Source organism: Rhizobium sp. ERR 942, assembly GCF_007828395.1.
Taxonomy (GTDB): domain Bacteria; phylum Pseudomonadota; class Alphaproteobacteria; order Rhizobiales; family Rhizobiaceae; genus Rhizobium; species Rhizobium dioscoreae.
Window position 1 is genome coordinate 601,020 of the sequence record NZ_VIUA01000002.1, and the last position, 23,134, is coordinate 624,153.

Genomic DNA, 23,134 nt, shown 5'->3' on the forward strand with positions numbered 1-23,134 from the left:
GAGAATGAGGTAGAGTGATGACAGTGCATTTCATTGGCGCAGGCCCAGGAGCCGCCGACCTGATCACGGTGCGCGGCCGCGACCTGATCGGCAAATGCCCGGTCTGCCTTTATGCCGGCTCGATCGTCTCGCCGGAACTGCTGCAATATTGCCCACCCGGCGCCCGCATCATCGATACCGCGCCGATGTCACTTGACGAGATAGACGCCGAATATTTGAAAGCCAATGCAGCGGGCGAGGATGTCGCGCGCCTACATTCGGGCGATCTCTCGGTCTGGAGCGCGGTTGCCGAACAGATCCGCCGGCTGGAGCAGCATGGCATCGACTATACGCTGACCCCGGGCGTTCCCGCTTTCGCGGCTGCCGCCTCGGCGCTCGGCCGCGAGCTGACAATTCCGGCTGTTGCTCAAAGTCTTGTTCTGACCCGCGTTTCAGGCCGTGCCTCGCCGATGCCGAACAGCGAAACACTGGAAAAATTCGGTGCGACCGGCGCGACGCTCGCCATTCATCTGGCAATCCACGCACTCGAAAAGGTCGTCGAGGATCTGACGCCGCTTTATGGCGCGGATTGCCCGGTTGCGATCGTCGTCAAGGCATCCTGGCCCGATGAGCGGATTATCCGGGGCACGCTTGCCACGATTGAGGCAAAGGTAGCGGCGGAGCCGATCGAGCGCACCGCATTGATCTTCGTCGGCCCGTCGCTCGCCGCCAGCGATTTCCGCGAAAGCTCGCTCTACGATCCCACCTATCAGCGTCGTTTCCGTGGCCGCCAATAACGCCGTACACCGTTGCAAATCCCCTCGAAATTTCCTCTAGTCGATCGCGGCAAACCGTTGGGGGAAAGAGGATCAGGAAATGCAGCGCATTACCATCACCATTGATGACGATCTTCTGAAGACGATCGATAAGATCAGCGCGCAACGCGGCTATGCCAGCCGCTCGGAAACCTTGCGCGATCTCGTGCGCGATGCCGTGACCCGCGCGCAGCCGACCATAGATGGCGAAGCGCGATGCTACGCGGCCCTTGCCTATGTCTATGAACACGAGACCCGCGACCTGTCGCGCCGGCTGACGACGGCGCAACACGATCACCACAATCTTTCGGTCTCGACGCTTCATGTTCATATCGATGGGCAAGATTGCCTCGAAGTCTCCGTGCTGAAGGGTAAGGTGGACGAGATAAAGACCTTTGCCGACAGCGTCGTGACGCAGCGCGGCGTACGCTTCGGGAACTTGCACATCATTCCATCCGACGACGGCGCAGACCACCCGGTACCCCATTCGCATGACTGAGCGGACGGCAAGTTGCCCGCGGACTACCCAATCAGAGCTGATGACATAGGCGGTACTCCTTGAGAGCGGCAACCAAAACCAGGCAGCTTCAACAGGGCCAGTGATGCCGGCGGCGGCCAGCATCGGCTTCAGCGCCGATCCGGGTCATGCCTCCCGGTGGTAAGCAGAGTCAAACCGAAGTTGTTGCTCACCACATAAGCTTCCGTCAGGCCTTGACGAAGGACGGCGAAGCATAAATGTCTTCCCATCACGGCAAATGGGGGAAGCGATGAAGATACTCGGCATATCGGGCAGCCTGCGTAAAGGCTCCTTCAACACGGCCCTGCTGCACGCGGCCGTCGAATTGGCACCAAACGGCGTCGAGCTGATCGCCCGCACCATCCATGGCGTGCCGCTTTACGATGCCGATCTCGAGGCTGCGGATGGCATTCCGGAAAAAGTACAGGCACTCAAGGACCTCGCCATTTCAGCCGATGGGCTGATCCTGTTTACGCCGGAATACAACAATTCGCTTCCGGGCGTTTTCAAGAACGCAATCGACTGGATGAGCCGGCCCTCTACAGACATAGCTCAGGTTTTCGGCGGAAAGCCGATCGCCGTCCTCGGAGCTTCGCCGGGCAATTTCGGTACCATCCTCAGCCAAAACGCCTGGTTGACAGTGTTACGCACGCTCGGCGCCGAAGCCTGGTTCGGCGGTCGGCTCATGGTGTCACGTGCCGGCAGTGTCTTTGATGCCGATGGTGCAATCGTCGACGAGAAAGTGAAGCACAATCTTGCGGCTTTCATCGATGGCTTCACAGCCTTCGTCGCAGATCGCAAAAAGGACTGATGCGTGGCTCTGCGGATGGACCGGACCGCAAACATGGAGCCTATGATTGAACCGATGAATGACCTAATGTGAACGTGGTGCCGAGTCCCGGCGCCTCCGGGGCCCCGCACATCTTCTTCCTTCGAAAGCCATGAAATCCAATAGTACCGGTTACGTCTTCACGCTGTTGGCAATCAGCATATTCGCCATACAGGACGGCATCTCCAAGCACCTTGTCAGCGCCTACCCGCCGCTTCTGGTGGCGATGATCCGCTATTGGGCTTTCATGCTTTTCGCCATCGCAATGGCTTCGCGCGCGCCTGGCGGATTGCGGCGCAACGTCAGGACCAAACGCCCTGTCCTACAGATTGCCCGGGGCTTGCTGCTCGCCGCGCAGATCGTCGTCGCCATCTCGTCCTTCGTCGTCGTCGGCCTTGCCCATTCTCAGGCGATCTTTTCATCCGGTCCGCTGATGGTGGCCTTGCTGTCGATCCCCATCCTCGGCGAGAAGGTCGGCTGGCGGCGATGGCTGGCGATCTGTTTCGGTTTCTTCGGCGTGCTGTTGATCCTGAAGCCGGAAAGCGGCGTCTTCGATGCGCGCTTCCTGGTGCCGCTCTTCGGCGCATTGCTATTTTCGCTCTACGTCGTCCTGACACGCTATGTCAGCCGCGAAGACGGCGCCATGACCAGCTTTTTCTATACGGGTGTGGTGGGCGCGATAGCCATGAGCTGCATCGGGCCGTTCTTCTGGACACCGCTTGCGCCCCATGACTGGATCTTCATGGGCATTCTTTGCCTGACCGGTGTTTCAAGCCATTATTTCCTCATCCGAGCCTACGACATGCTGGACGCGGTGGTGATCCAGCCGCTGACCTATCTGCAGCTCGTCTTTTCCGCCATTATCGGTGTCATGATATTCGGCGAAAAGTTGAGCGCGCCCATGATCTTAGGCGCGCTCATCGTTGTTGCGGCGGGCATATTCACGATCTGGCGCGAACATGCGCTGGCGAGAACCCGGCTCAAGACCGGCAAGAGACCGGCGGGCTAAGCATCCACCTGGGCGCGCGGCTGCACCTCGGTATAGTAGCTCACATATTTCTGCCGGTAGCGCTCCGTTCCGCCGAAATCGCTGTAGCGCGGCAGTTCCGACATGTCGGTCTTGTTGAGGATCACACCGAGGATGCGCGAGTTGATCTGCGGCTCCTGCTCGAGAACATCACGCACCAGATTGGTCGGCGTTGCGCCCCATTCGGTCACCAGCAGGAAGGCATCGACCTGCGGCGCGAAGGCCTTTGCATCGATGACAGGACCAAGCGGCGCAAGATCGACGATGATGTAGTCGAACATCTTGCGGGCATTTTCCATCAGATGCTGCATGCCCTGCGAGGACAGAAGCTCGCTGGTGTGCAGCAGATGATCACGCACGGCGACCGGAAGAATGGCAAGCTTGGTGCGCGGGTCGACCTTCACGGCATTCGTCCAGGGCACCTCGCCAAGCACAGCCTCGATCAGGCCTGCCTGCGGCGGCGTCTTCAGCGTCCGGCTGAGGCCCGGATTGCGCAAGTCGGCGTCGATGAGAAGCGTGCGCTTACCGCTGCTCGCAAGCAGGGCGGCAAAATTGGCAGCCGTCGTTGACTTACCTTCGCCCGGCAGTGCCGAGACGACGCCGATGACACGGTCGGCACGGCCTTGCAGCATCACATCGCTGGCAAGCTTTGCGTTCCTCAAGGTCTCGGCGAAGATGGAGCGCGGCGCTTCGACGGAGATGCGCATTATGCGCTCGAAGGCGACGCCGTTTTCTCCCTCTTCCGCCGTTATCGGCTCCGCTCCGGCATCGGCCCTGCGCGACTTCTTCTTGCTCTTGCTCTTGCTCTGCTGACCGAGCAGCGGCAGATAGCCCAGGAATTTCAAACCGAGAGCAGCCCGCACGTCGGCCTCGACGCGGAAGTAACGGTCGCGGAACTCCTGGAATGCAGCTACACCGCAGCCGACCATCAGACCGAGGATGACCGAGAGCGCCATGACGAGCGTCTTCTTCGGGCTGGACGGCGCAGTGGGCACGCCGGCCACCGAAATGACGCGGGCCTTGGCGATGGGGAACGAGCGCTGCTGGGTCGCCTGTTCGAAGCGGCCGAGATAGGACTCGTAAAGCGTCTTCAGCGCCGATGCCTTCTGGTTCAGCTCATTCAGGTGAACCAACGACTTGTTGGCCTCGGAATTCTTGCCGACGACCTTGTCGATGCTTTCGCGCAGCGATTCCGCCCGCGACTGAGCGACATCATACTCGTTCTTGTAGCTGGCGGTGAGCTGCTGAAGGACCTGATAGATCTGCCGGGTGATATCCTGCCGCTCGGCCTTGAGCGCGACTGCCTGCGGATGATCGGCGCCGAAATTCTGCGTGACATCCTGTTCGCGCTTTTCGACGGCGAGATAGCGCGTCTTTAGATCCTGCAGCACCGAATTATCGGTCGAGCTCGACGAGATGGTCGCGTTCTTGACGGCGTTATCAGGGCCCTGGTCGATGATCGACTTATACTGATTGTAGCGGGCGGCGGCGCTGGCAGTGTCGGCCTGGGCGATGATCAGCTGCTTGTTGAGGTCGGAAATCTGCTGTTCCGACATCAGTTCGCCGCCGGTTGACGTCAGGCCATTGTCCGCCTTGTATTTCTCGACTTCCAGCGAAGCCTCCTGAGCGCGCTGGCGCAAGTCGTTCAAGCGTTCCTGTAACCAGACGGAAGCGCGTTCGGTTGCGTCGAAATTGGCGTTCAGCTGGTCGGTCAGATAAGCGTCGGCATAAGCGCTCGTAACCTTGGCGGCGAGACGCTTGTCCGTCGAACTGAAGGAGACAGCTACGACCGAGCTTCGCGTGACGCGCTCGACCTTCAGATTATCCTGCAGAACGGCAGCAACCTTCTGGCGCTGGGCTTCCCGCTGTTCCTCGGGCGTCATAGGTGGGCGGCCAGGCGTGAAGACGCTGACGATCAGGCTAACGCCGGATTTGAGCAAGGCCGCCGGAGATGCGGGCGGATTGAGCAAGGTATTGTTGTCCGCGAGGCCCGCCGTGTCGACGACACGCAACGCCATCTCGTTCGATTTGAGGATTTCGACCGCACTGGCGATCTCCATGTCCGCCTGCTGGCTGCTTGCCGCCGGCGGCTGATCCTCGGCATATTTCGTCATGGTTTCGTCGAGCAATATCTGCGTCATCGACGTATAGCTCGAGGTGGCCGTCAACAGATAGACGACGGCCAGGATGACAAAGGCGGCCACGGCGAAAATGATGGTGCGGATGCGCCGGACCACGACGGCCATCAGCCGGTCGAGATCGATAAAGCTATCCTGCGACTCCGCTTGCGGAAGAGCGCTGTGGAAAGTGAAGTTCTTCTGATGCATGGCGACCACCTTATCGGAGAAGCCCGAATGAACAATAGCCATGGCCCGCGGCCTTACCGGCCGCAGGCCACAATGTGAACAGGCTTAAGCGGCGGTCATCTGCGCTTCGTGCGAGACGACCATGTTGCGGATCGAGTCATAGACCAAGCTGCCGATATCGGAGCGAGCGAGCGCGAAGGCGACGTTCGCTTCGATGAAGCCGTGCTTGGACCCGCAGTCGAACGTGCGTCCGTTATAGACCTGGGCATGGAAGGTCTGCGTCTCGGAAAGGCGCAGCATGCCGTCGGTCAGCTGGATCTCATTGCCGGCGCCGCGCTCCTGACGGGCCAGAATGTCGAAAATCTCGGGCTGCAGAATATAACGGCCATTGAGGTAAAAGTTTGAAGGCGCCTCGGACGGATGCGGCTTCTCGACCATTTTGGTCACGGCGAAGCCATGGCGCACGGACTCGCCCTTGCCGATAATGCCGTATTTCGAGGTTTCTTCCGGAGCGCATTCCTCGACGGCGACGATGTTGCCGCCGGTCTCATTATAGAGGTCCATCAAGCCGGCCATGCAGCCGCGAATGCCGTAGCAGAGCATGTCAGGCAGAAGCAGCGCGAATGGCTCGTTGCCGATCAGATCGCGGGCACACCAGACAGCGTGGCCGAGGCCGAGCGGAGCCTGCTGGCGGGTGAAGCTGACAGCGCCCGGCCGCGGCAGGAGGCGTTCCAGCTCGCTGACCTGGTGGCTCTTGCCTGCCCTTTGCAGCGAAGAAATCAGCTCCGGCGTGTCGTCGAAATGGTCTTCGATCGCCGACTTATTGCGGCTGGTGACGAAGACGATGTGCTCGATGCCGGCTTCGATGGCTTCATCGACGGCATATTGCACGACCGGACGATCGACGATCGTCAGCATCTCCTTTGGCATCGCCTTGGTGGCGGGCAGGAAGCGCGTTCCATTGCCGGCAACCGGGATGACTGCTTTTCTCACACGACGTTTGGGGTCCATGGCTCTATCCTTTGTTAGAGTGAGGGCCTGCGCCCATGTTGGGCAGGGGGGAGGAAAGTTGGGAGGTAGGCGACGGCTGGCGACCGCTCCGCAGAGATGCGGCCAACCGACGAAAACGCGCAAAGATCGGCATGCTGAGATGGCGCACCGCCCGCGGGTTGAGGCATGCGATCTTGAGCATCGCCTGCAATTCACGTTCCTTGATGCTGTCGACCAGCTTCAGGAACGCGATGACGTCCTTCAGATTGCGCGTGCGTCGCCGCTGTGCGGCAAGGGCAGCAGCTCCGAAGGGATGTTCGGCGAAGAATCTGGTGTCTGCGGCAAGCATGGCTTCGACATGGTCTTGCCTGAGAACACGCGAGATCGATCCATCGCGAATGTAATACAAGTAGCCTACGGTCGGCTCGACGACGCAGAGGCCGCCACGAGCGAGCGCGGAAGCCAGGAAAATGTAATCCTCGCCAATCCGCAGGGTTTCATCGAAGCGCAGGCGATGCTTCTCGACGAAGGCTCGCTCGAAGACCGGCTTCATATAGCCGAAATTGTGCTCGGACTGGAAAATCATGTTGGAGGCGATGAACTTTGCCAGCGTCAGCGTCGGCATGCGTGCCAGCATCGCCTCGGGGAACATCGGCAGCATCGTGCCCACGTCCTCGCGGATGACGTCGAGATTGTCGACCGCGATCTGCGCCTCGGCCTTTTCCGCCCTGGCGATCAGGCGGGCCATGCGGTCCGGACGCAGGGCATCATCAGAATCGAGCACGGCCACCCAGCGGCCCCGGGCCGCATCGAGCCCGGCATTGCGGGCAGCGCCCGGGCCACCATTGCGGGCCATGGCGACGAGTCGTACGCGCGGATCGGGATGGTTGGCGGCGATCTCGCGCGTGCCGTCCGTCGAGCAATCGTCGACGACGATGACTTCCATGCTGACGGCACCTTGCGCCAGCGCGCTGTCTATGGCGCGCTCGAGCGTTTCCTCGGCATTATAGGCAGCAATGACGAAGCTGACATCGGGGATGAAATCCGTCATTGCGGTGCCTTCTCCAGATTTCCGTATTGTTCTATTTCGCGAACTCCGAAGAGGCCGCTGACGACGCCGGCATGCATGATGCCGCGCAGGCCATAGCGATGGCGCTTGATGGGCGATGCCGAGAGCAACGCCGCGGCAACGAAGCAATAGGCAGATTTCGTGCCTGCAAGCGCGATCGCGCGCCAGCGCCCGAAGCCACCCCTGGCTTCCAGCAGCATGCGACCATGCGTCTGCCCCATGCGATACCGGCGCTTCGAGAGCCAGGAGACAGTTGCCCGACCGTTGGGAACGGGTTCGTAGACCAGCGCATCCGCGGCATAGGCGATCCTGCCGCCCGCCTTGTGCATATGGGTGAAGAACTCGGTATCTTCGCCGCCGCTGCGCCCGAGCGCGATATTGAAACGCCGCCCGGCAAGCGAAGGCGCGCCGCGGCGCAGCAATACATTGCAGGTGTAGCCGGTCAGGATTTCTCCCGCGACCCAGACCGGCAGAGTCGAATGGAAATCGCCCTGCTGCATCCATGCCGGAGCGACATTCGCGTAAACCGCCTGCACGGGGCCGAGAACGGCATCGGCGCCGGTCGTGTCGGCCATGATGAGCATTTCCGTCAACCAGTCTTCCGAAGCAGTCTCGTCATCATCGATGAAGGCAAGGAAATCGCCGCTTGCATGATCGAGGCAGGCATTGCGGGCAATCGAGATGTTCGATGCCGGGCAATGGACATAGACGATCTCGAAGGGTACGGCCGAACGCATGGCGTCGACACGGCCCCGCGCGCTCGGCGTCACATCATTGTCGGCGACGATGATCCGGATGACCGCACCTGTGGGAACGTTGAGCACGGCAAGCGACAGCAGCGTCTGATCGAGCTCTGCCCGCCGATAGGTGCAGACCGCTATGTCGATCTTAATGGGGCGTCGATGGACTTGTGTCATGACGCGACCCTGCGATTGCGGAAGCTGAAAACTTCCATCCAGAAGCCCATGGACCATGCGAAATGCATGACCATGGCGGAAATTGCGGCCAGGGGGCCGTAGGGGTTCTTCTGGCCGAGAGCGATCCAGAAACCGTAGGCGATGCAGGCCACAGCCCACAGACCAACCGGAATAACCGCAATCCAGTTAAGGACCGCCAGGAAGGCACCGATGAAAATCGGCACGACCGCAAGCGGCAGCATCTGGCGCAGGCTCGGCATGCTGCGATGCTTGAGAATATTGCGCGCGCGGCCGCGGCCATAACCGAGATATTGCTTGAAGAGCGTCGGGACGCTGGAGCGCGGATAGTAGGTCATGGCAGTCTTGTCTGTCAGCCAGATCCGATACCCCGCCTTGTTCAGCCGATAATCCAGCTCGGCATCCTCGTTATGGCTGAAGGTTTCGTCGTAGCCGCCGACGGCACGGAAGGCGGCAACGCGCATTAGCGCATGATGCCCATGCTCCGCCCAATGGCCCTTGGCTCCTTCGCGATGTTTGGAGCCGCCATTGCCGAGCTTGGAGTTCTGCGCGACGGCCGTTGCCTTCTGGAAGGCGCTGAAGCCCATGGTGCGCATAGCAACGACGACGGAATCCGCGCCCGTCGCACCGGCCTCTTGCACCAACGTCTGGCAGTAATCGTCGGGATAATCGCCATGGGCGTCGATGCGGATGAAATACTCATGATCGTCGCCGAACGTCTCGATGGCGAGATTGATCGCTGCGCTCTGCAGCCGCTTCGGATTGTCGAGCAACAGAACGCGGGGATCTCTTACAGCTATATCCCGGACGATCTCGCGCGTGCGATCGGTGCTGCCGCCATCAGCCACTACGATCCTGGCGTCGAGTTCGTCCAGAGCCTGCCCGAGTTTGGCGATCAGCGACTCGATATGCTTTTCCTCGTTGAGGCAAGGAATAACGATTATGCAGCGCATGTCCCCAGAGCTTTCAGTCGTCATTGCAATCCACCTCTATTGCGATGCAGTTGTGGGAGGGCCTGTACTTCGGCAATCTGCTCATTGGCGTGCGTCAGCGACGCCAACCGCTGCACCAGCCCCTGACAGTCGGCGCGATCCATCATCCATTGCTTGCGATCCTGGGAAGCCACCGCCTCGAAGGCGTCGAGATAACGCCTCGTGTCCATCTCACCCAAAAGCGCCGTCAGATGTTCGGCATCGGCCTGATCGAGCGTAAGCCCGATCTTTCGGCTGGCAAGAAATCTTGCCGTCTCCGTACCCTTGATCGCAATCGGCACAGCGCCATAAAGACCGCCTTCATAGAGGCGGTTCGGCAGCAGCCAGTTGGAGTTCAAGCCTTCTTCGAAAAAATCGATCGCCCAGGAGAACTGGACTTCGCCATAGATCGCCGAAAGATCCTCGGGATTCTTGTAGGCGCCGGCAAAATGCATGAAGGGTGCATCGCGGACGGTGCGATCGAAGTCCTCGAACTCGGAGTAGGCCGGGCGGCCCCGCAGGACGATCTCGAAACGGCCCTCCATCCGCCGCGAGAATTGATCGAGCAAGGCCAAGGACTTGCGGCAGCGAAGAGCGCCGAACCAGCCTATCTTCCAGGGCTTGCCCGCAGCCGGCGGTCTTGCTGCCGATGCGATGGCGCGCGCCGCAGGTTCAAGCGTCAGCACCTTGTTTTCGAGCAGCATGACCGGCACATGCAGCCCGGAGCGCGGGCGGAAATAACGTTCGATGAAGGCTGGCGAACTGGTCACCAGCAATGCCGCCTGCGAACCGAAATGGCGTTCCGCACTGCGAAGCGCGCTGCCCACGACATCGTCGCGCAGCAATAGCCGGTGGATATCGAGGCATTCATAGACAACAGGCATATCGCCGCCAAAAATGGACTTGGCGCGATGGGCCAGCGCCAGCATTTCGAGATTGCGGCCGATGACAAGGTCCGGCCTTGCGACCGAGCGCAGCGCACCACGCAGTTTCGTCGCCGATTTAGCCACCGCCGCAATGCGCTGCGCAAACTGGGCATCCCGTGTCTTGCCGAGCTCGATCGGCTCGACACCCTGGATGGCAGCCAGCGCATTGTCATCGCGCCGGAACCCCGCGAGCGTCACGAGTGCCCCGCCGGCCTGCAGCATCAGCACCCGCCTGCGCACAGCCGGGTCGGCAAGATCATGGACGAAATACAGTATATGCAGCATCAAAATTTCCGCTTTTGCGCCCGGCCACGACCGGGCGCCTTGTGTGGTTGGTGTTGCATGGTGGCATTGCAACCGACCGCGCGAGATGCCACGCGGCCGGCCATGTTCAATCGAGCTTGCAGGTGATCGATTCCGGGAACAGGCACTTCTCTCCCGGCGCAGTGAAGGCGACGCGCTTGATCTCCATGGTTGCCGGCTCGCCGCTATAGGCGAACTTGCCCATCCAGCCGCTGAGCGTATCGGTGCCCCAGAGACTGAAGAAGATCTTCTGCGCGTTCGTCGGTATCTTCGAAGGATCGGTGACTTCCTGAACGAGCTTGCCGTTCACGTAGTAGCGCAGACGATCCTTTTCCCAGACGAAGGCATAATCGTTGAAGTCCTGGTCGGCGCCACCTGCAACCGGCACCAGCTTTTCGTTGCCGCCCTTGGCGGAAATATATTGGTTGACCTGAACTTGGCCGGGATTCTTCCCGAGCACTTCGAAATCGATCTCGTCATGCGGCTTCTTGTCGGTGGGACCGATATAGGTGAAGAAGGCTGAGTTGAGGCCAGGCCCCTTGGCTGTGCGATAACGCGCCTCGTAGGTGCCGTAGCCATAGCGTTTCATCGTCTGGATTTCGCCGCAAGCATAATTGCGATCGCCAGTCTTGGACTGGGTGAACTGCAGTTGCAGCGTCCCATCCTTGACATTCACCTGTTTCCGCGACCAGGTGCAATTCTGATACGCCCCATTGTTCCAGCCATCGGAAATATACCAGCGGCTGGTATCCAAACGTTCGAAATTGTCGACGAATGACTGGCCGGTCGCCTGATCATCCTGGGCGGACACGGCCTGTGGCAGGAGCCACGCGCTCATGAGAGCGATTGAGACAAGACCAAGTCTTTGCATGTAACTTCTTTTCGATGTCGTCATGGCATCACCTTTGCTTCGAACGCACTTGCCGACCTTCGGCGGCGCGGTTCTGGACAGCACGGATTTCGGTTTGCGGGCGTACCCGGCTGCCAGTCAGCAGGTTGTGGAAGCTTGGCAGGGCGTAGCGCGCCATGCCGTTGGTCAAGGGCAGCAGCAGTAAGGCAAGCGCTGCCGCCAAAAGATAGAAAATCGGATAGAGTTCGCTGCCGCCACGGTTCCAAAGAACCCAGAGACAGAAGAGCAACGGATAATGGGCGCAAAAAATCCAGAAGCTGAGGCTGCCCGTTCCCGCCAGACCCCTCCCGATCCGGCTGCGGATGAAGATTGCCGATACTGCCCAGAACCCGGGAATGCCCACTAACACCATCAGATTGCGACAAACCTCGAGCCACAACGGCAATCCAGGCCCTGTCATGTAGGCAGCCGTGGCCAGAAGCGCGGCAAGCGCAATGAAGGCGGGCGCGATCAGGGCGGCATAGCGATCTATGAGCGTCACGTCGATACGATGGAGGCTCAGGTAGATTCCAAAGCTGAAACTGAAGAGGATCGAGTTCCGCAACACTATCCCGATAGATATTGGCCATGCCGCCAGCAAGAGCAGAAAGATCAATGTCGGTAACGGAGCACGACGAATAAGAAAAGCCAGCACCGGCGACAGCAAAATGCAAACAAAAAGATCGCGCAGGAAATAGAGCGGCAGATTTATCGGTTCGCCATCGATAGCGAGCAGGAGATTCGATATCGTGTGCGGATTAGCCTCCGACAGATCCGGCAGATACCCATCACCGATACCGTAATACTGAAGAAGAAGTACAAAGAGGAAGAACGCGCTATTCCACAACAGGAACGGCAGAATAACTGTCTTTGTCTTCCGGCTAATGGTCTCTGTATAGCTCTGTGGTGCCTTTCCATTTCGAAACAGCAAGTATCCGGAGATTACGCTCAGGCAGGGAACACCTACACGGAACAAGCTGTCACGCAGGAACACTCGCAGCCAATCGAAAAAGCCATAGGCGCCGTTGAATGGGCTGCTATGCGGATCGAACGGTATATGAACAAAGATTATGCCCGAGATGAGCACGATACGCATGAGGTTTATCCGCGAAGACACGTTGGCAGTCACATTCACGATGTCTGTCACCCTTTCTTCGTGCTGCATCCCCCCTTGCAGCCATTTCAAACAGAGCACAGCAGAGCTCGCAGACTTAACCTAGGGCGCTCTTTGGAAAGGGAATATGGCACCGCAGCAAAAATGAGTAAAAAATCATATGCGGACCAGTGCTAAAAACACCGGTTTGCATGCCTTTGAGCATGGAATAATCGATTTGAATTGGAGAAAAGCTCTGCTGCGAAAGGCACTTAGACGCCCGCGCGAACTTTCGATACCGGCTTCCGAGGAAGAGTTCGCCCCGTCTTGTTTTTTTACTGGAAGGTGAAGATTTTTTGCAGCGCAGCAGAGTTTGGTAGGCGAACCATGACCAAAATGCGACAGCATTTCAATCCATGTGAGAAAAGCGGCCTACGTCGCTCCCCTCATGGGTGCATAAATGTAAGATCATGGCGCGCAATGTGTCACAATGATCCCTCGCGGGATGGTCCGGGATCCCTCGGCGGGATGGTCTGGATGCCGTCGCGCTGGGATAAAGTTTCAGAAAATCTCATTTCTCAACATTGCTCGACACCGATTGGACGCTACCTGTTGGCGTCACAACGACCTCCGTTATGGGTCAATCGGCCGGAAAATTGCCGCGGATGCCGTTGGAAAGCCAATGATCATGCCCTCGGGGATGAGACCGCAAGCCCCTGAATCAAAACCGTAAAGGCGGGAAAATGGCGTCTATCACAATTGTTATTCCGTTCTATCAGAAGCAAACCGGCGTTCTGCTGCGCGCGTTGAAATCAATATCCCGGCAGACATTTCAGGATTTCGATATCCTCATCGTCGACGATGCATCGCCGCTTCCGGCGGAAGACGAGCTGCAGTCGCTGAGCAATGAAGAAAGAAAACGCATTCGTGTGATCCGTCAGACCAACGCGGGTCCCGGCGGGGCCCGCAATACCGGCCTTAACAGCGTGCCAGCCGAGAGCCGGTTCGTGGCCTTCCTGGATTCCGATGACGAATGGGCACCGGAACATCTCAGCAACGCCTTCGGAACGCTGACCCATTACAATGCAGATTGCTACTGGGACTCCATCGATGGCGGCAAGGAGTTCTATTATCATTTCAGCATCGCCGAACTCGGAAAGTCGGCCGATACGATACGATTGTCGGACAGGCCCGCCGTCGTCGAAATTCCGAACATTGCCAGCGTCATGCTGCAGGATTGGAGCTTTTTGCATATGTCCTGCATGGTGATCGGGCGGCCGCTCTTCGAAAAGATCCGTTTCGAGCCGTCATTGCGGCTGGCGGCAGAGGACGTCTTGTTCTTCTGCGACTGCGTTCTCGCAGCCAAGCGGGTATTGCTATGTGAAAATGCCGGTGCACTGCGTGGCGAAGGCGTGAATATCTTCCACAGCATCGATAACGATTCCCCCGAATTCCTGCGTCAGCAATTCAACACGTGGACGGCGCTCAACACGCTGGAACAGAGATTTTCGCGGCGGCCTCAGGATGTCGAGTCCATCCGCCTCTATAAAAATCGCGCCCGGCGGCAGGCGCTCTGGAGCCAGGCGCGGCAGGTGCGGCAGCGGCGTCTGCCGCAATTTGGACTGCTGGCAAAATGGGCCTTGCGCGACCCGGCGATTTTACAAAGCGTCATGCAGCTTGCCGTCGGCAAACTCGCGCCCTAGATTTTGCAGCGCAGCATGAGCTGCGCATGCCGCATCGAAGAGCCACGGCGTGCCCCGCTATCGTTTGGATCAGCAAGGAGTCCTGTATGAAGCCGTTCCACTGGGAATCCACCCATGGCAATTTCGGTGATGATCTCAATCTCTGGCTCTGGGATTTCCTACTTCCCGGCCTTCGCGATGTTCACAAGGAAACACTGCTCGTCGGCGTCGGAACCGTCCTCAACACGGAAATCCTGCCCGACGAGGGACGCAAGCTCGTCATCGGCAGCGGCTTCGGCTATGGCTCCCTTCCCGACATGCGCGACACATCGCAATGGGACGTTCGCAGCGTACGCGGCCCGCTGACAGCGGAAAAGGCTGGCCTGCCTGCCACAATGGGCATTGTCGATCCCGCCGTCCTGGTGACGGAAATGCCCGAATTCCAGAACATTTCGAAAAACGGCAAGCGCACCTTCATTCCGCATTGGGAATCGGCTGCCGCTGGTCTCTGGCCTGAAATCTGCAAAACCGTGGGCCTTTCCTATCTCGACCCCCGCGGCGAGGCAAAGGCCGTGATCCGCGAAATTGCTGCCTCAGAAATGATCGTTGCGGAGTCCATGCACGGCGCCATCCTTGCCGATGCTTTCCGCGTTCCATGGATTGCAGTCAGCTCCTCGCGCTCCATCAACAGCTTCAAATGGAACGACTGGGCGCGCTCGCTCGGCGTCACCTATCAGCCGAAGCACATCCCTGTTTCGACCCGCGCCGAGGCGATCGCCAAGGGCGCGAAGTTCTGGGGAGTCGGTTTCGAACGCAGCAAGCTGGCAGCAGACGAGCTCGGAAAACAGCGCTACGGGGAAAACGTGATGCTTGCCGATCCCGAGCAGACCACGCTGCGCATCATGGCAAAGCAGGCACTTGCCATGCCTTCCGCCCTGGCTCTGTGGCAGGCAAGCAAGGCGAAGCCGCAGCTGAGCAAGGATAGCGCGCTTGCCGCCTGCAAGGAGCGCATCCTCAATGTGGTCGAAGGCGTTCGCCGCGATTATCTGTAAGCCGCGATACCGCTATTTCGGAGCGGCCTGCAGAAGATAGCGCAGGCCGTTCGCACCGGCATGGGCAATGGGCGCGCCGCTCCGCTTGCGGAAGCGCTCGGTCTTATCGGCCAGAATGCCGCCGGCAATCGCCGGGACGGCGAAGGGATGCGAAAGCGCATAGATCGCGGCAGACAAGAGCCCCGATTGCGACTTGATGTCGAGGAAATGCCTGAGCTCGTAGCGATCGCGGATATGCTGCTCATGACGGCGGATTACCGCAGCATCTTCCAAAGAAAGCCCGCCCTTGGCAAGAATGGTCCGGTCAGCCTCATAGAGACGGCGCAAATCCTCCGTCCTGTGCCGGCCGCTCAGGGAATCGCTGCGCACCACGGCGCCGTAACCGCAGCTATGGATGACCTTGTAACGTGCACGCTTCGCCAGCGCGCGGACGTAAAGGTCATAGTCCTCGCCGAGGCGCAGCGCCTCATTGTAGCGCAGGCCATGCGCATCCAGAAAGGAACGCCGCATCAAGGGCTTCAGGAAGCCGATCTCGCCGCGGCGCACGCCTCGCTTGGAAATATTGCCCTCGACGAAAGCAGCAAGATCAAGAAACCGCGGCTTCGCATCGAAATGATCGAGCCGTGCATGCGCGTCAGGAACGGTGTCGGCACTGACGAAGGCGATGTTGTCGGCGACGAAATCCCAATCGTCAGCGGCAAGCAGCGCAGCAAAACGCCCCGGAAAGAAGAAATCGTCGGCATCGAGAATGCCGATCAGCGGAGCCTTGGATATGTCGATCGCGTGATTTCGTGCTGCGGCGGGACCACGGTTCTTCTCGAATTCCTGGATCGTCAGTCTGCCGCTGCCGTCATCGGCCTTGGCCGCCGCGGCGGCGGTCCCATCCGTCGAACCGTCGTCGATGACGACGACTTCCGCCACTTCGGGCTCGCGAAGGGCCGAGGCAACGGCCAGCCCGATGGTGTCGCTGGCATTCTTTGCGGCAATGATTACGCAGACACTTTTTTCTGCACTGTCGATCACGTCAGCCTCCAATGGTTCAGGCGGAGACTTAGGACATGGCGCCGATCCGGCAACTACCGGATCATCAAAAGATCTAATCGTCTAGCCGGTTCAGGGGTTGAACGGTTCCGAACGCTTTAAACTGGAGGCGGACAGACCGGCGACCTTGCTGTCCTCCTGGGCCGATGACGGCACCTTATCTTCGCTCGACAGGGCTTCATGCGCCTTGCGCTCTTTCCAGACAAGGTAGAGCACACCCAGGAAATAACCGACCTGCAGAAGGACGGCACAGATGACCGTTTCGATCAGGGTGGTCGAAAGCGAGTTCGTCAGGAAATATGTTGCGATGGCAAATACGATCAGCGTGCCCAGCATGCTGATGAAAACGCGGGGCGCATACATAATCTTACCCCGCCCGCTCGACCATCAAATGAAAAACGATCAAGGTCTTTCCTCCCTTATCAGACCTAAGTCTTAAATATATTTTATGATTCATTGAGATTCAACCAAGTTACCCAGATCCGTTGCGATTTGAGACGACCCTAACGCCGGGCCTGTTAAAACTACACCTCGATTATAATTACAATTGAATTTGTTCATCTTTCTCTTTGCAATTATACGGAGATGTAATGAAATAATGCAATTTTTGCGAAGCATGAGGTCAGCCGCGCCTCCATCGTTTCATCGTCAATCCAATCAACTTTTATTACAAAGTCCTGAAAAATCCGATCTCAGTATGTGCGCTGCAAAATATTGCTGCAGCGCAATATATCTCATGAAGAAATCGGGATGGCATATAGCTGAAGGGAAACCAAACACAGGCTATCGAAGCCAATGATAATGAACAACTTACCGTTCGATGCCTATAACATCCTTAGAAATCGTCGACTATGACGCGGCAGAGCTGTCAACCGTGACATTATACGCAACACGATACAGTACAACCCATCTATAGTTGATCACTGAATTAAACCAATTCACCATCGGTGCGGTAATTCTATACCGCCATGCCATATCGCTACAAAAGTTTGGCTTAAAAAGTCCAAATCGGAACCTACACTCCGATCATCCCGGCTCTAATTACGCGTCCGAGAATTTCCGACCAATCGTCAACATGAATGGAGTTTTCTCTATGAAGTCTGCGACGAGATCGGCCACATCGGCTTTTTTCAGCGCCGCGGAAAGCGACGTCTTTCCGCCCACTGGTGGAGTACTGAAGCGCGTTTTCGACGTCTCTACCGCTATGCTCGCTTTGGTTCTCATCAGCCCGCTCTTTCTGATGCTGATGCTGCTGGTAAAACTTACAGACCGCGGCCCCGCTTTCTACGGTCATCGCCGTATCGGCCATAACGGCAAGACCTTCCGTTGCCTGAAGTTCCGCACCATGGTCGTCGATGGCGACAAGGTGCTGCATGCCTACCTGCAGGCCAATCCGAAGGCAATGGAAGAGTGGCGCGCAACGCGCAAACTGCAGAACGACCCCCGTGTCACCACCGTCGGGGCCGTCCTGCGCAAGCTCAGCCTCGACGAGCTGCCGCAGCTCATCAACATCATCCGCGGCGAAATGAGCGTCGTCGGACCACGCCCGGTCGTGGAAGACGAGCTCGAACGCTACGAGACCGCGGCAATCTACTATTTGCAGTCCCGTCCGGGCCTGACCGGTCTGTGGCAGGTCAGCGGCCGCAACGACGTCTCCTATGAAAGCCGTGTCGCCTTCGACACGCATTATGTGAAGAACTGGTCGCTCAGCAGCGACATGGTGATCATCGCCAAAACCATTCCTGCAGTCTGCCTCTCGCGCGGCAGCTATTGATGATGACTGACAGATACCGCGGGAGGTTTCCTGCGGTTCTCCCGCGTCTTGCGGTTGCCTACCAATAACAGGGAAGATCCTGCATGATTGAATTTCGGCCTTCCAAGAGGCTTGTACGCGTCAATACATCGCTACGCTGCGCAACTATCGTTGCTCTCAGCCTTTGCGTAGCTTCCGTCTCGGCCTCGGCCGAAAACCTTCCCGGATATCATCTGGGCGTCATGGACAAGCTGCATGTGCGCGTCGCCGAATGGCAGACCGCCGAAGGCACGGTTCGTGACTGGTCCACCATTTCGGGCGATTATACGGTCGGCCCTTCCGGCTCGATATCCATTCCCTTCATCGGGGACATGCCCGCGGTCGGCAAGACCACGGATCAGATCGCCGAAGCCATCGGCCTCGGGCTGCAGAAGCAGTTCGGCCTGCGTGATCGCCCATCGGCTTCAGTTGAAATGTCGCAGTTTCGACCGATCTACCTTTCAGGGGAAGTGCAGAATCCGGGTGAATATCCGTTCGTACCCAACCTGACCGTGCTGAAAGCCGTAAGCCTCGGCGGCGGCATGCGCCGTGCCGATGCCGGACAGCGCTTTGCGCGCGATTTCATCAATGCCAAGGGCGACGCCGTCGTCTACATGGCGGAGCGCAGCCGCCTGCTGATGCGCAAGGCGCGGCTGCTGGCCGAATTGGCTGGCAAGGATGACATCGACGTGCCGCCAGAGCTCAAGCAATTGCCCCAAACGGCAAGTCTGCTCGCAAGCGAGAAAGCGCTGATGGACACGCGCGCCAAGCGCATGACGACGCAGCTAAAATCACTGGAAGATCTGAAGGCGCTCCTGCAGAACGAAGTCGAGGCGCTTTCGAAAAAGAACGACACGCAGAGCCGCCAGCTCGATCTGGCGAAGGCCGATCGCGACAAAGTCGAAAGCCTGACGGAACGCGGCCTGGAGCTTGCCTCCCGCAGGATCTCCGCTGAACAGCGCGCTTCCGACCTGGAAGCGACGCTTCTCGATACGGAAACCGCTTCCCTGAAAGCCAAACAGGATATCAACAAGGCCAACCAGGACGAGATCACTCTGCACAACGACTGGCAGAGCTCGTTGGCCCAGGACATGCAGGATACCGACACGCAGCTGGAAACGCTGCAGCTGAAACTGTCGACCAGCCAATCGCTCATGCAGGAAGCCGTGGCCCAATCCGCCGACGCCAGCAACCTCGATCCAAGCGGACCGGGTGTTAGCATCTCCTACACCATCATTCGTGACGAAAACGGCCAGTCGAAGGAAATTCAGGCTCAGGAGAACACGCAGGTACTGCCGGGCGACCTAATCAAGGTCACTACCGGCCTTGCCATCCGATAGGAAAGTCGATGCGGATAGCCAAATCGATCTTTGTGCGTCCAGGCAGCAACGCCACCTACGGAGCGGTGGCGATTGCTCTCTCCTTCTTCGTATTTGCCTATTCCTCCCGCTTCGGCCAGCCCTCGATTCTGCTGTACTATGCCCTCTGGTTTCCGCTCGTCATGATCGATTACCGGAACGTGCTCGGCAGCTATAATAGACAGCTCTGGCTCTTCGCATTCGGCGTTTTCACCTGCCTTTCGATTTTCTGGTCGGTCGTGCCCTCCGTGACGGCGCGCGCGGCGATCCAGTACATGACGCATATCTTCTGCGCCTTGGTCGCCATGCGCACGCTCGATATCCGCACGCTGACGCGCGGCGCGATCGCAGGCACCGCCATCGTGCTCATCTATTCGATATTGTTCGGCTATTACGCCTATGATCCGATCGACGGGAGTTACAGCTTCGTCGGCGCCTTCGATTCCAAGAACCAGCTCGGCTTTTATGCCTCGCTCGGCATCTATTTCGCCTTCGCAGCCGTCTTCGTCCTTGGCGAACGTCGGATCTGGATGCTGGGTGCAGGATTTGCAGGCCTGCTGTCCGCCTATTGCCTCCATGCTTCGGCATCGGCAACATCGGTTCTGACGACGGGACTGGTCGTAATGTTATGCATAAGCCTGCGCGTCATCCTGTATCTGTCTCCCAAGCAGCGTAAAAGGCTGTTTGTGACAGCGGCCGTCTCCGGCGTCATCCTCGCGGTTGCCGGCGTCTATCTCGGTGCGGTCGATCTTGTTCTCGGTGCCTTTGGCAAGGATTCCACGCTTACCGGCCGTACCTATCTTTGGCAGCAGGGCATCGCGGCCGCACAGCAGAATCCTTTCTTCGGCGTCGGCTATCAAGCTTATTGGGTCCAGGGTTTCTCCGAGCCAGAGCGACTGTGGGATGAGTTCTTTATCGCCTCCCGCGCTGGCTTCCATTTCCATAATACCTATATCGAAACTACGGTCGAAACCGGACTCATTGGCGTCTTCCTGCTCGCCTCGATCCTGCTGACGGCTTTCATCGGACATATCAGCCGCTTCCTGAGCGACATCAGAAACGATGAATCCTACATCCTTCTGGGTGTCGCGACCCTGTTGCTGATCCGCTCTTTCGTCGAGATCGATATTCTCAATCCGTACCATGTCGGGTCCTTCCTGTTTTACTTCACCGCAGGAAAGCTCTCCATGCGAGCGCGTATGTCGGCGAACATGCCATTGCGAACGGATGAGCAGATACCATTCGCGCCACCTGTCAACTGGGAGCCGCGAACGGGCCAATGAAGACACTCTACGGCATTCAATATCTCCGTGCCTTTGCCGCGCTCGCCGTCGTGTTCTTTCACGCAGCCGAGCGCAGCGGCGGCCATTTCCGCATCGGCGCCGCTGGCGTCGACGTCTTCTTCGTCATCAGCGGATTCATCATGTGGACCATGAGCGAGCGTCGGCCGGTGACGCCGCTGCGCTTTGCGCTCGACCGGCTGCAGCGCATCGCGCCATCCTACTGGATCGTGACCGCCATCATGATCGCCGGCGCCGCCATCGGCCTGTTTCCGAACATGAAGCTGACGGCAGGTCATATCCTCGGTTCGCTGCTGTTCATTCCTGTCCGCTCGCCAAGCACGAGCGGTGATGAGATCTGGCCGGTTCTGGTGCAGGGATGGACGCTGAATTTCGAAATGTTCTTCTACGTCATCTTCGCGGCCTGCCTGTTCCTGCCGCAACGGCTGCGGCTTGCCAGCATGACGGCGATCTTCCTCGCCTTTGTCCTTGCCGGCGGCATCATCGCCTCACAGTCCCCGCTGCTTTTGACCTATACGCGGCCGATCATCCTGGAATTCGTCGCCGGCGCAATCCTCGGACGCCTCTGGCTATCCGGACACGTGCCGGGGATGGGCCTCGGTCTTGCCCTGATCGCCGTCGCATTGTCGGGCTTTGCTGCGATCCAGATTCTCGGCCTGGACTTCAACGAGGTGACCTGCGGACCCCTCGCTGTTGCCCTCGTACTCGGCATGGTGTCGGTGGAACGCAGCGGCAAGTTGCCCTCCATCCCGCTCCTTACCTATCTCGGCAACAGCTCCTATTCGATCTACCTCTGGCACACATTGGCCATTTCGGTGGTCGTCAAGCTGATGGCGCGGATGCAAATACCCTCCGACGCCATTACCTTCGTCGCCGTCATCAGCGGCACCATTCTCGGCATCTGCGCCTACGAAGCTGTCGAAAAGCCGCTGCGCAATCTGCTGAGAAATCTGAGCTGGCAAAGGTCGCGCCCTTCGCCGGCCTGAGGCCCGCGCTGTGCACACCCGTTGCCCAATATCGCGCATACGCTTGAGGACTCCTCGGTAAACCTCTCCCAAAGGACATGTCGTCGGTTCCGGCGCAGCTTGTGCGGCAGACTGATGCCTGCTTCTACCTGCAAGCGTCTAAACCGGCGCCTGCCCGGATAGGTCTAGGCCCACAGCGCTCCAAAGCGACCTTCCTTGACGACAAGCATGGGCAACAATCGAACGGGGATAGCGTCCCGCTCGATTGTCGCCCCATGCCTCGCACTGTCCCTTTCCTAGGCCCGGCGGCGCCGCAGCTGGTCGAAATAAACGATGACGATGATCAGGACACCGGTGATAATGCGCTGCCAGAAGGAATTCAGGTTCAGCAGGTTAGCGCCGTTGTTGATGGTTGCCAGAATGAAGGCGCCGATCAGCGGGCCGTAGACCGTTCCGACGGCGCCGAACAGGCTGGTTCCACCGATCACCGAAGAGGCGATCGCCTGCAACTCCCAGCCGTCGGCCTGCGTGGCATTGCCGATGGCGATACGGGAGGCAAGAAGAATGCCGACGAACGCCGCACACGTCCCTGAAAGGATATAGGCGAGATAAATCATCCAGTTGACGTTGACGCCGGACAGGCGTGCAGCCTCGCGGTTTGAGCCGACGGCGAAGAGATAGCGCCCCCACCGGCTCAGATGCAGGAAGATCACGGCCGGGATCGCCACCAGGATCACCATCCAGAACAGGCTCGGTATCCCCAAGAAATCCGAGACGGCGAAATTGGTGAAATCATCATTGACGATATTGATCGTCGAACCGTTGGTGATCAGCAGGCCGATACCGCGAAGCGATGTCAATGTCGCGAGCGTGATGATGAAGGGTGGCAGGCCCATGCGCACGATGCCGAAACCATGGAACGCCCCGATCAGAACCCCGAACAGCAATGTGATCAGGATGGCCGCCCAGACCGGAAACCCGGCCTGCAGCAGCCAGGCGATGATGACGGTGCAGAAGCCGACGATCGCGCCGACGGAAAGATCGATGCCCGCGGTGATGATGACGAAGGTTTGCCCAAGCGCAAGAATGGCCGTCATCGAGCCCTGACGCATCAGATTGGTGATGTTGAGCGGCGTCCAGAACTTGTCGGTCCAGAGTCCGAGCACGACCCACAGTGCCAGCAACAGCAGGATCAGCGTCAAGCTGAAGAGGATGTTCATCTTGCGCCGCGGCGCAACGGTCGGGCCTTCTGTCGTATTCGCGGCCATTTTTGTTCTCCCTCTTTAGACTTGAT

Annotated in this window: 21 protein-coding genes; 10 read left to right on the forward strand and 11 right to left on the reverse strand. The window is 58.7% G+C overall.

The window, feature by feature from the left end; genetic code table 11:
- The first annotated feature begins 17 nt into the window (after positions 1 to 17).
- The 4 genes from cobM to FBZ97_RS09665 all read left to right on the forward strand — a co-directional run bounded on the left by cobM (position 18) and on the right by FBZ97_RS09665 (position 3,149).
- A complete protein-coding gene (cobM, locus tag FBZ97_RS09650) occupies positions 18 to 776 on the forward strand; it encodes a precorrin-4 C(11)-methyltransferase (protein ID WP_145318827.1) in 759 nt (252 codons plus the stop codon).
- A 79-nt stretch (positions 777 to 855) separates the two neighbouring features.
- Positions 856 to 1,293, forward strand: coding sequence for a nickel-responsive transcriptional regulator NikR (nikR, locus tag FBZ97_RS09655; protein ID WP_145318830.1), 438 nt, complete (start codon positions 856 to 858; stop codon positions 1,291 to 1,293).
- A 268-nt stretch (positions 1,294 to 1,561) separates the two neighbouring features.
- The gene (locus FBZ97_RS09660; RefSeq protein ID WP_145318833.1) at positions 1,562 to 2,122 is read left to right on the forward strand and encodes an NADPH-dependent FMN reductase; all 561 of its coding nucleotides are present in this window, start codon (positions 1,562 to 1,564) and stop codon (positions 2,120 to 2,122) included.
- Between the two features lie 130 nt (positions 2,123 to 2,252).
- Positions 2,253 to 3,149: a DMT family transporter gene (locus FBZ97_RS09665; RefSeq protein ID WP_145318836.1), complete on the forward strand. Its 897-nt coding sequence runs from the start codon at positions 2,253 to 2,255 to the stop codon at positions 3,147 to 3,149.
- Here the strand turns inward: FBZ97_RS09665 and FBZ97_RS09670 are convergent.
- From FBZ97_RS09670 to FBZ97_RS09705, 8 genes are all read right to left on the reverse strand, one after another.
- Entirely contained in the window at positions 3,146 to 5,494 is a 2,349-nt protein-coding gene (locus FBZ97_RS09670) for a polysaccharide biosynthesis tyrosine autokinase (RefSeq protein ID WP_145320012.1), read from the reverse strand. The genes FBZ97_RS09665 and FBZ97_RS09670 overlap by 4 nt on opposite strands.
- Positions 5,495 to 5,578: 84 nt before the next feature.
- Positions 5,579 to 6,484 (reverse strand): UTP--glucose-1-phosphate uridylyltransferase GalU, encoded by a 906-nt coding sequence (gene galU / locus FBZ97_RS09675; RefSeq protein ID WP_069610329.1) that lies wholly within the window; start codon positions 6,482 to 6,484, stop codon positions 5,579 to 5,581.
- A gap of 4 nt (positions 6,485 to 6,488) precedes the next feature.
- Complete coding sequence (locus FBZ97_RS09680; RefSeq protein WP_113329631.1) at positions 6,489 to 7,514, reverse strand: glycosyltransferase family 2 protein; 1,026 nt, start codon at positions 7,512 to 7,514, stop codon at positions 6,489 to 6,491.
- Positions 7,511 to 8,449, reverse strand: a complete 939-nt coding sequence (locus FBZ97_RS09685; protein ID WP_095437072.1) for a glycosyltransferase family 2 protein — start codon at positions 8,447 to 8,449, stop codon at positions 7,511 to 7,513. Before FBZ97_RS09685 ends, FBZ97_RS09680 begins: the two co-directional genes overlap by 4 nt.
- The gene (locus FBZ97_RS09690; RefSeq protein ID WP_145318838.1) at positions 8,446 to 9,444 is read right to left on the reverse strand and encodes a glycosyltransferase family 2 protein; all 999 of its coding nucleotides are present in this window, start codon (positions 9,442 to 9,444) and stop codon (positions 8,446 to 8,448) included. The genes FBZ97_RS09685 and FBZ97_RS09690 overlap by 4 nt, the downstream gene beginning before the upstream one ends.
- Entirely contained in the window at positions 9,441 to 10,649 is a 1,209-nt protein-coding gene (locus tag FBZ97_RS09695; RefSeq protein ID WP_145318840.1) for a glycosyl transferase family 1, read from the reverse strand. Before FBZ97_RS09695 ends, FBZ97_RS09690 begins: the two co-directional genes overlap by 4 nt.
- A gap of 106 nt (positions 10,650 to 10,755) precedes the next feature.
- The gene (locus tag FBZ97_RS09700) at positions 10,756 to 11,562 is read right to left on the reverse strand and encodes a glycoside hydrolase family 16 protein (RefSeq protein WP_145318842.1); all 807 of its coding nucleotides are present in this window, start codon (positions 11,560 to 11,562) and stop codon (positions 10,756 to 10,758) included.
- A gap of 4 nt (positions 11,563 to 11,566) precedes the next feature.
- A complete protein-coding gene (locus FBZ97_RS09705; protein ID WP_246661724.1) occupies positions 11,567 to 12,652 on the reverse strand; it encodes an acyltransferase in 1,086 nt (361 codons plus the stop codon).
- A 740-nt stretch (positions 12,653 to 13,392) separates the two neighbouring features.
- Here FBZ97_RS09705 and FBZ97_RS09710 point away from each other — a divergent pair.
- Together FBZ97_RS09710 and FBZ97_RS09715 are read left to right on the forward strand one after the other, a co-directional pair.
- A complete protein-coding gene (locus FBZ97_RS09710) occupies positions 13,393 to 14,352 on the forward strand; it encodes a glycosyltransferase family 2 protein (protein ID WP_113329627.1) in 960 nt (319 codons plus the stop codon).
- 86 nt (positions 14,353 to 14,438) lie between these two features.
- Entirely contained in the window at positions 14,439 to 15,383 is a 945-nt protein-coding gene (locus tag FBZ97_RS09715; RefSeq protein ID WP_145318844.1) for a polysaccharide pyruvyl transferase family protein, read from the forward strand.
- Positions 15,384 to 15,395: 12 nt separating this feature from the next.
- On the opposite strand, the gene FBZ97_RS09720 is transcribed toward FBZ97_RS09715, so the two are convergent.
- Together FBZ97_RS09720 and FBZ97_RS09725 are read right to left on the reverse strand one after the other, a co-directional pair.
- The gene (locus FBZ97_RS09720) at positions 15,396 to 16,406 is read right to left on the reverse strand and encodes a glycosyltransferase family 2 protein (RefSeq protein WP_145318846.1); all 1,011 of its coding nucleotides are present in this window, start codon (positions 16,404 to 16,406) and stop codon (positions 15,396 to 15,398) included.
- A gap of 90 nt (positions 16,407 to 16,496) precedes the next feature.
- On the reverse strand, positions 16,497 to 16,787 hold the full coding sequence (locus FBZ97_RS09725) for an exopolysaccharide production repressor protein (protein WP_113350608.1): 291 nt from the start codon (positions 16,785 to 16,787) through the stop codon (positions 16,497 to 16,499).
- Positions 16,788 to 17,517: 730 nt separating this feature from the next.
- Here FBZ97_RS09725 and FBZ97_RS09730 point away from each other — a divergent pair.
- From FBZ97_RS09730 to FBZ97_RS09745, 4 genes are all read left to right on the forward strand, one after another.
- Complete coding sequence (locus FBZ97_RS09730; protein WP_095437080.1) at positions 17,518 to 18,198, forward strand: sugar transferase; 681 nt, start codon at positions 17,518 to 17,520, stop codon at positions 18,196 to 18,198.
- Between the two features lie 83 nt (positions 18,199 to 18,281).
- The gene (locus FBZ97_RS09735; protein WP_113329624.1) at positions 18,282 to 19,556 is read left to right on the forward strand and encodes a polysaccharide biosynthesis/export family protein; all 1,275 of its coding nucleotides are present in this window, start codon (positions 18,282 to 18,284) and stop codon (positions 19,554 to 19,556) included.
- Between the two features lie 8 nt (positions 19,557 to 19,564).
- Positions 19,565 to 20,857 carry an O-antigen ligase gene (locus tag FBZ97_RS09740; RefSeq protein WP_145318848.1) on the forward strand — a complete coding sequence of 431 codons (1,293 nt, stop codon included), beginning with the start codon at positions 19,565 to 19,567 and terminating at the stop codon, positions 20,855 to 20,857.
- A complete protein-coding gene (locus FBZ97_RS09745; protein WP_145318850.1) occupies positions 20,854 to 21,861 on the forward strand; it encodes an acyltransferase in 1,008 nt (335 codons plus the stop codon). Before FBZ97_RS09740 ends, FBZ97_RS09745 begins: the two co-directional genes overlap by 4 nt.
- A 275-nt stretch (positions 21,862 to 22,136) precedes the next feature.
- On the opposite strand, the gene FBZ97_RS09750 is transcribed toward FBZ97_RS09745, so the two are convergent.
- On the reverse strand, positions 22,137 to 23,108 hold the full coding sequence (locus FBZ97_RS09750) for an ABC transporter permease (RefSeq protein ID WP_069610314.1): 972 nt from the start codon (positions 23,106 to 23,108) through the stop codon (positions 22,137 to 22,139).
- Positions 23,109 to 23,134 lie beyond the last annotated feature (26 nt).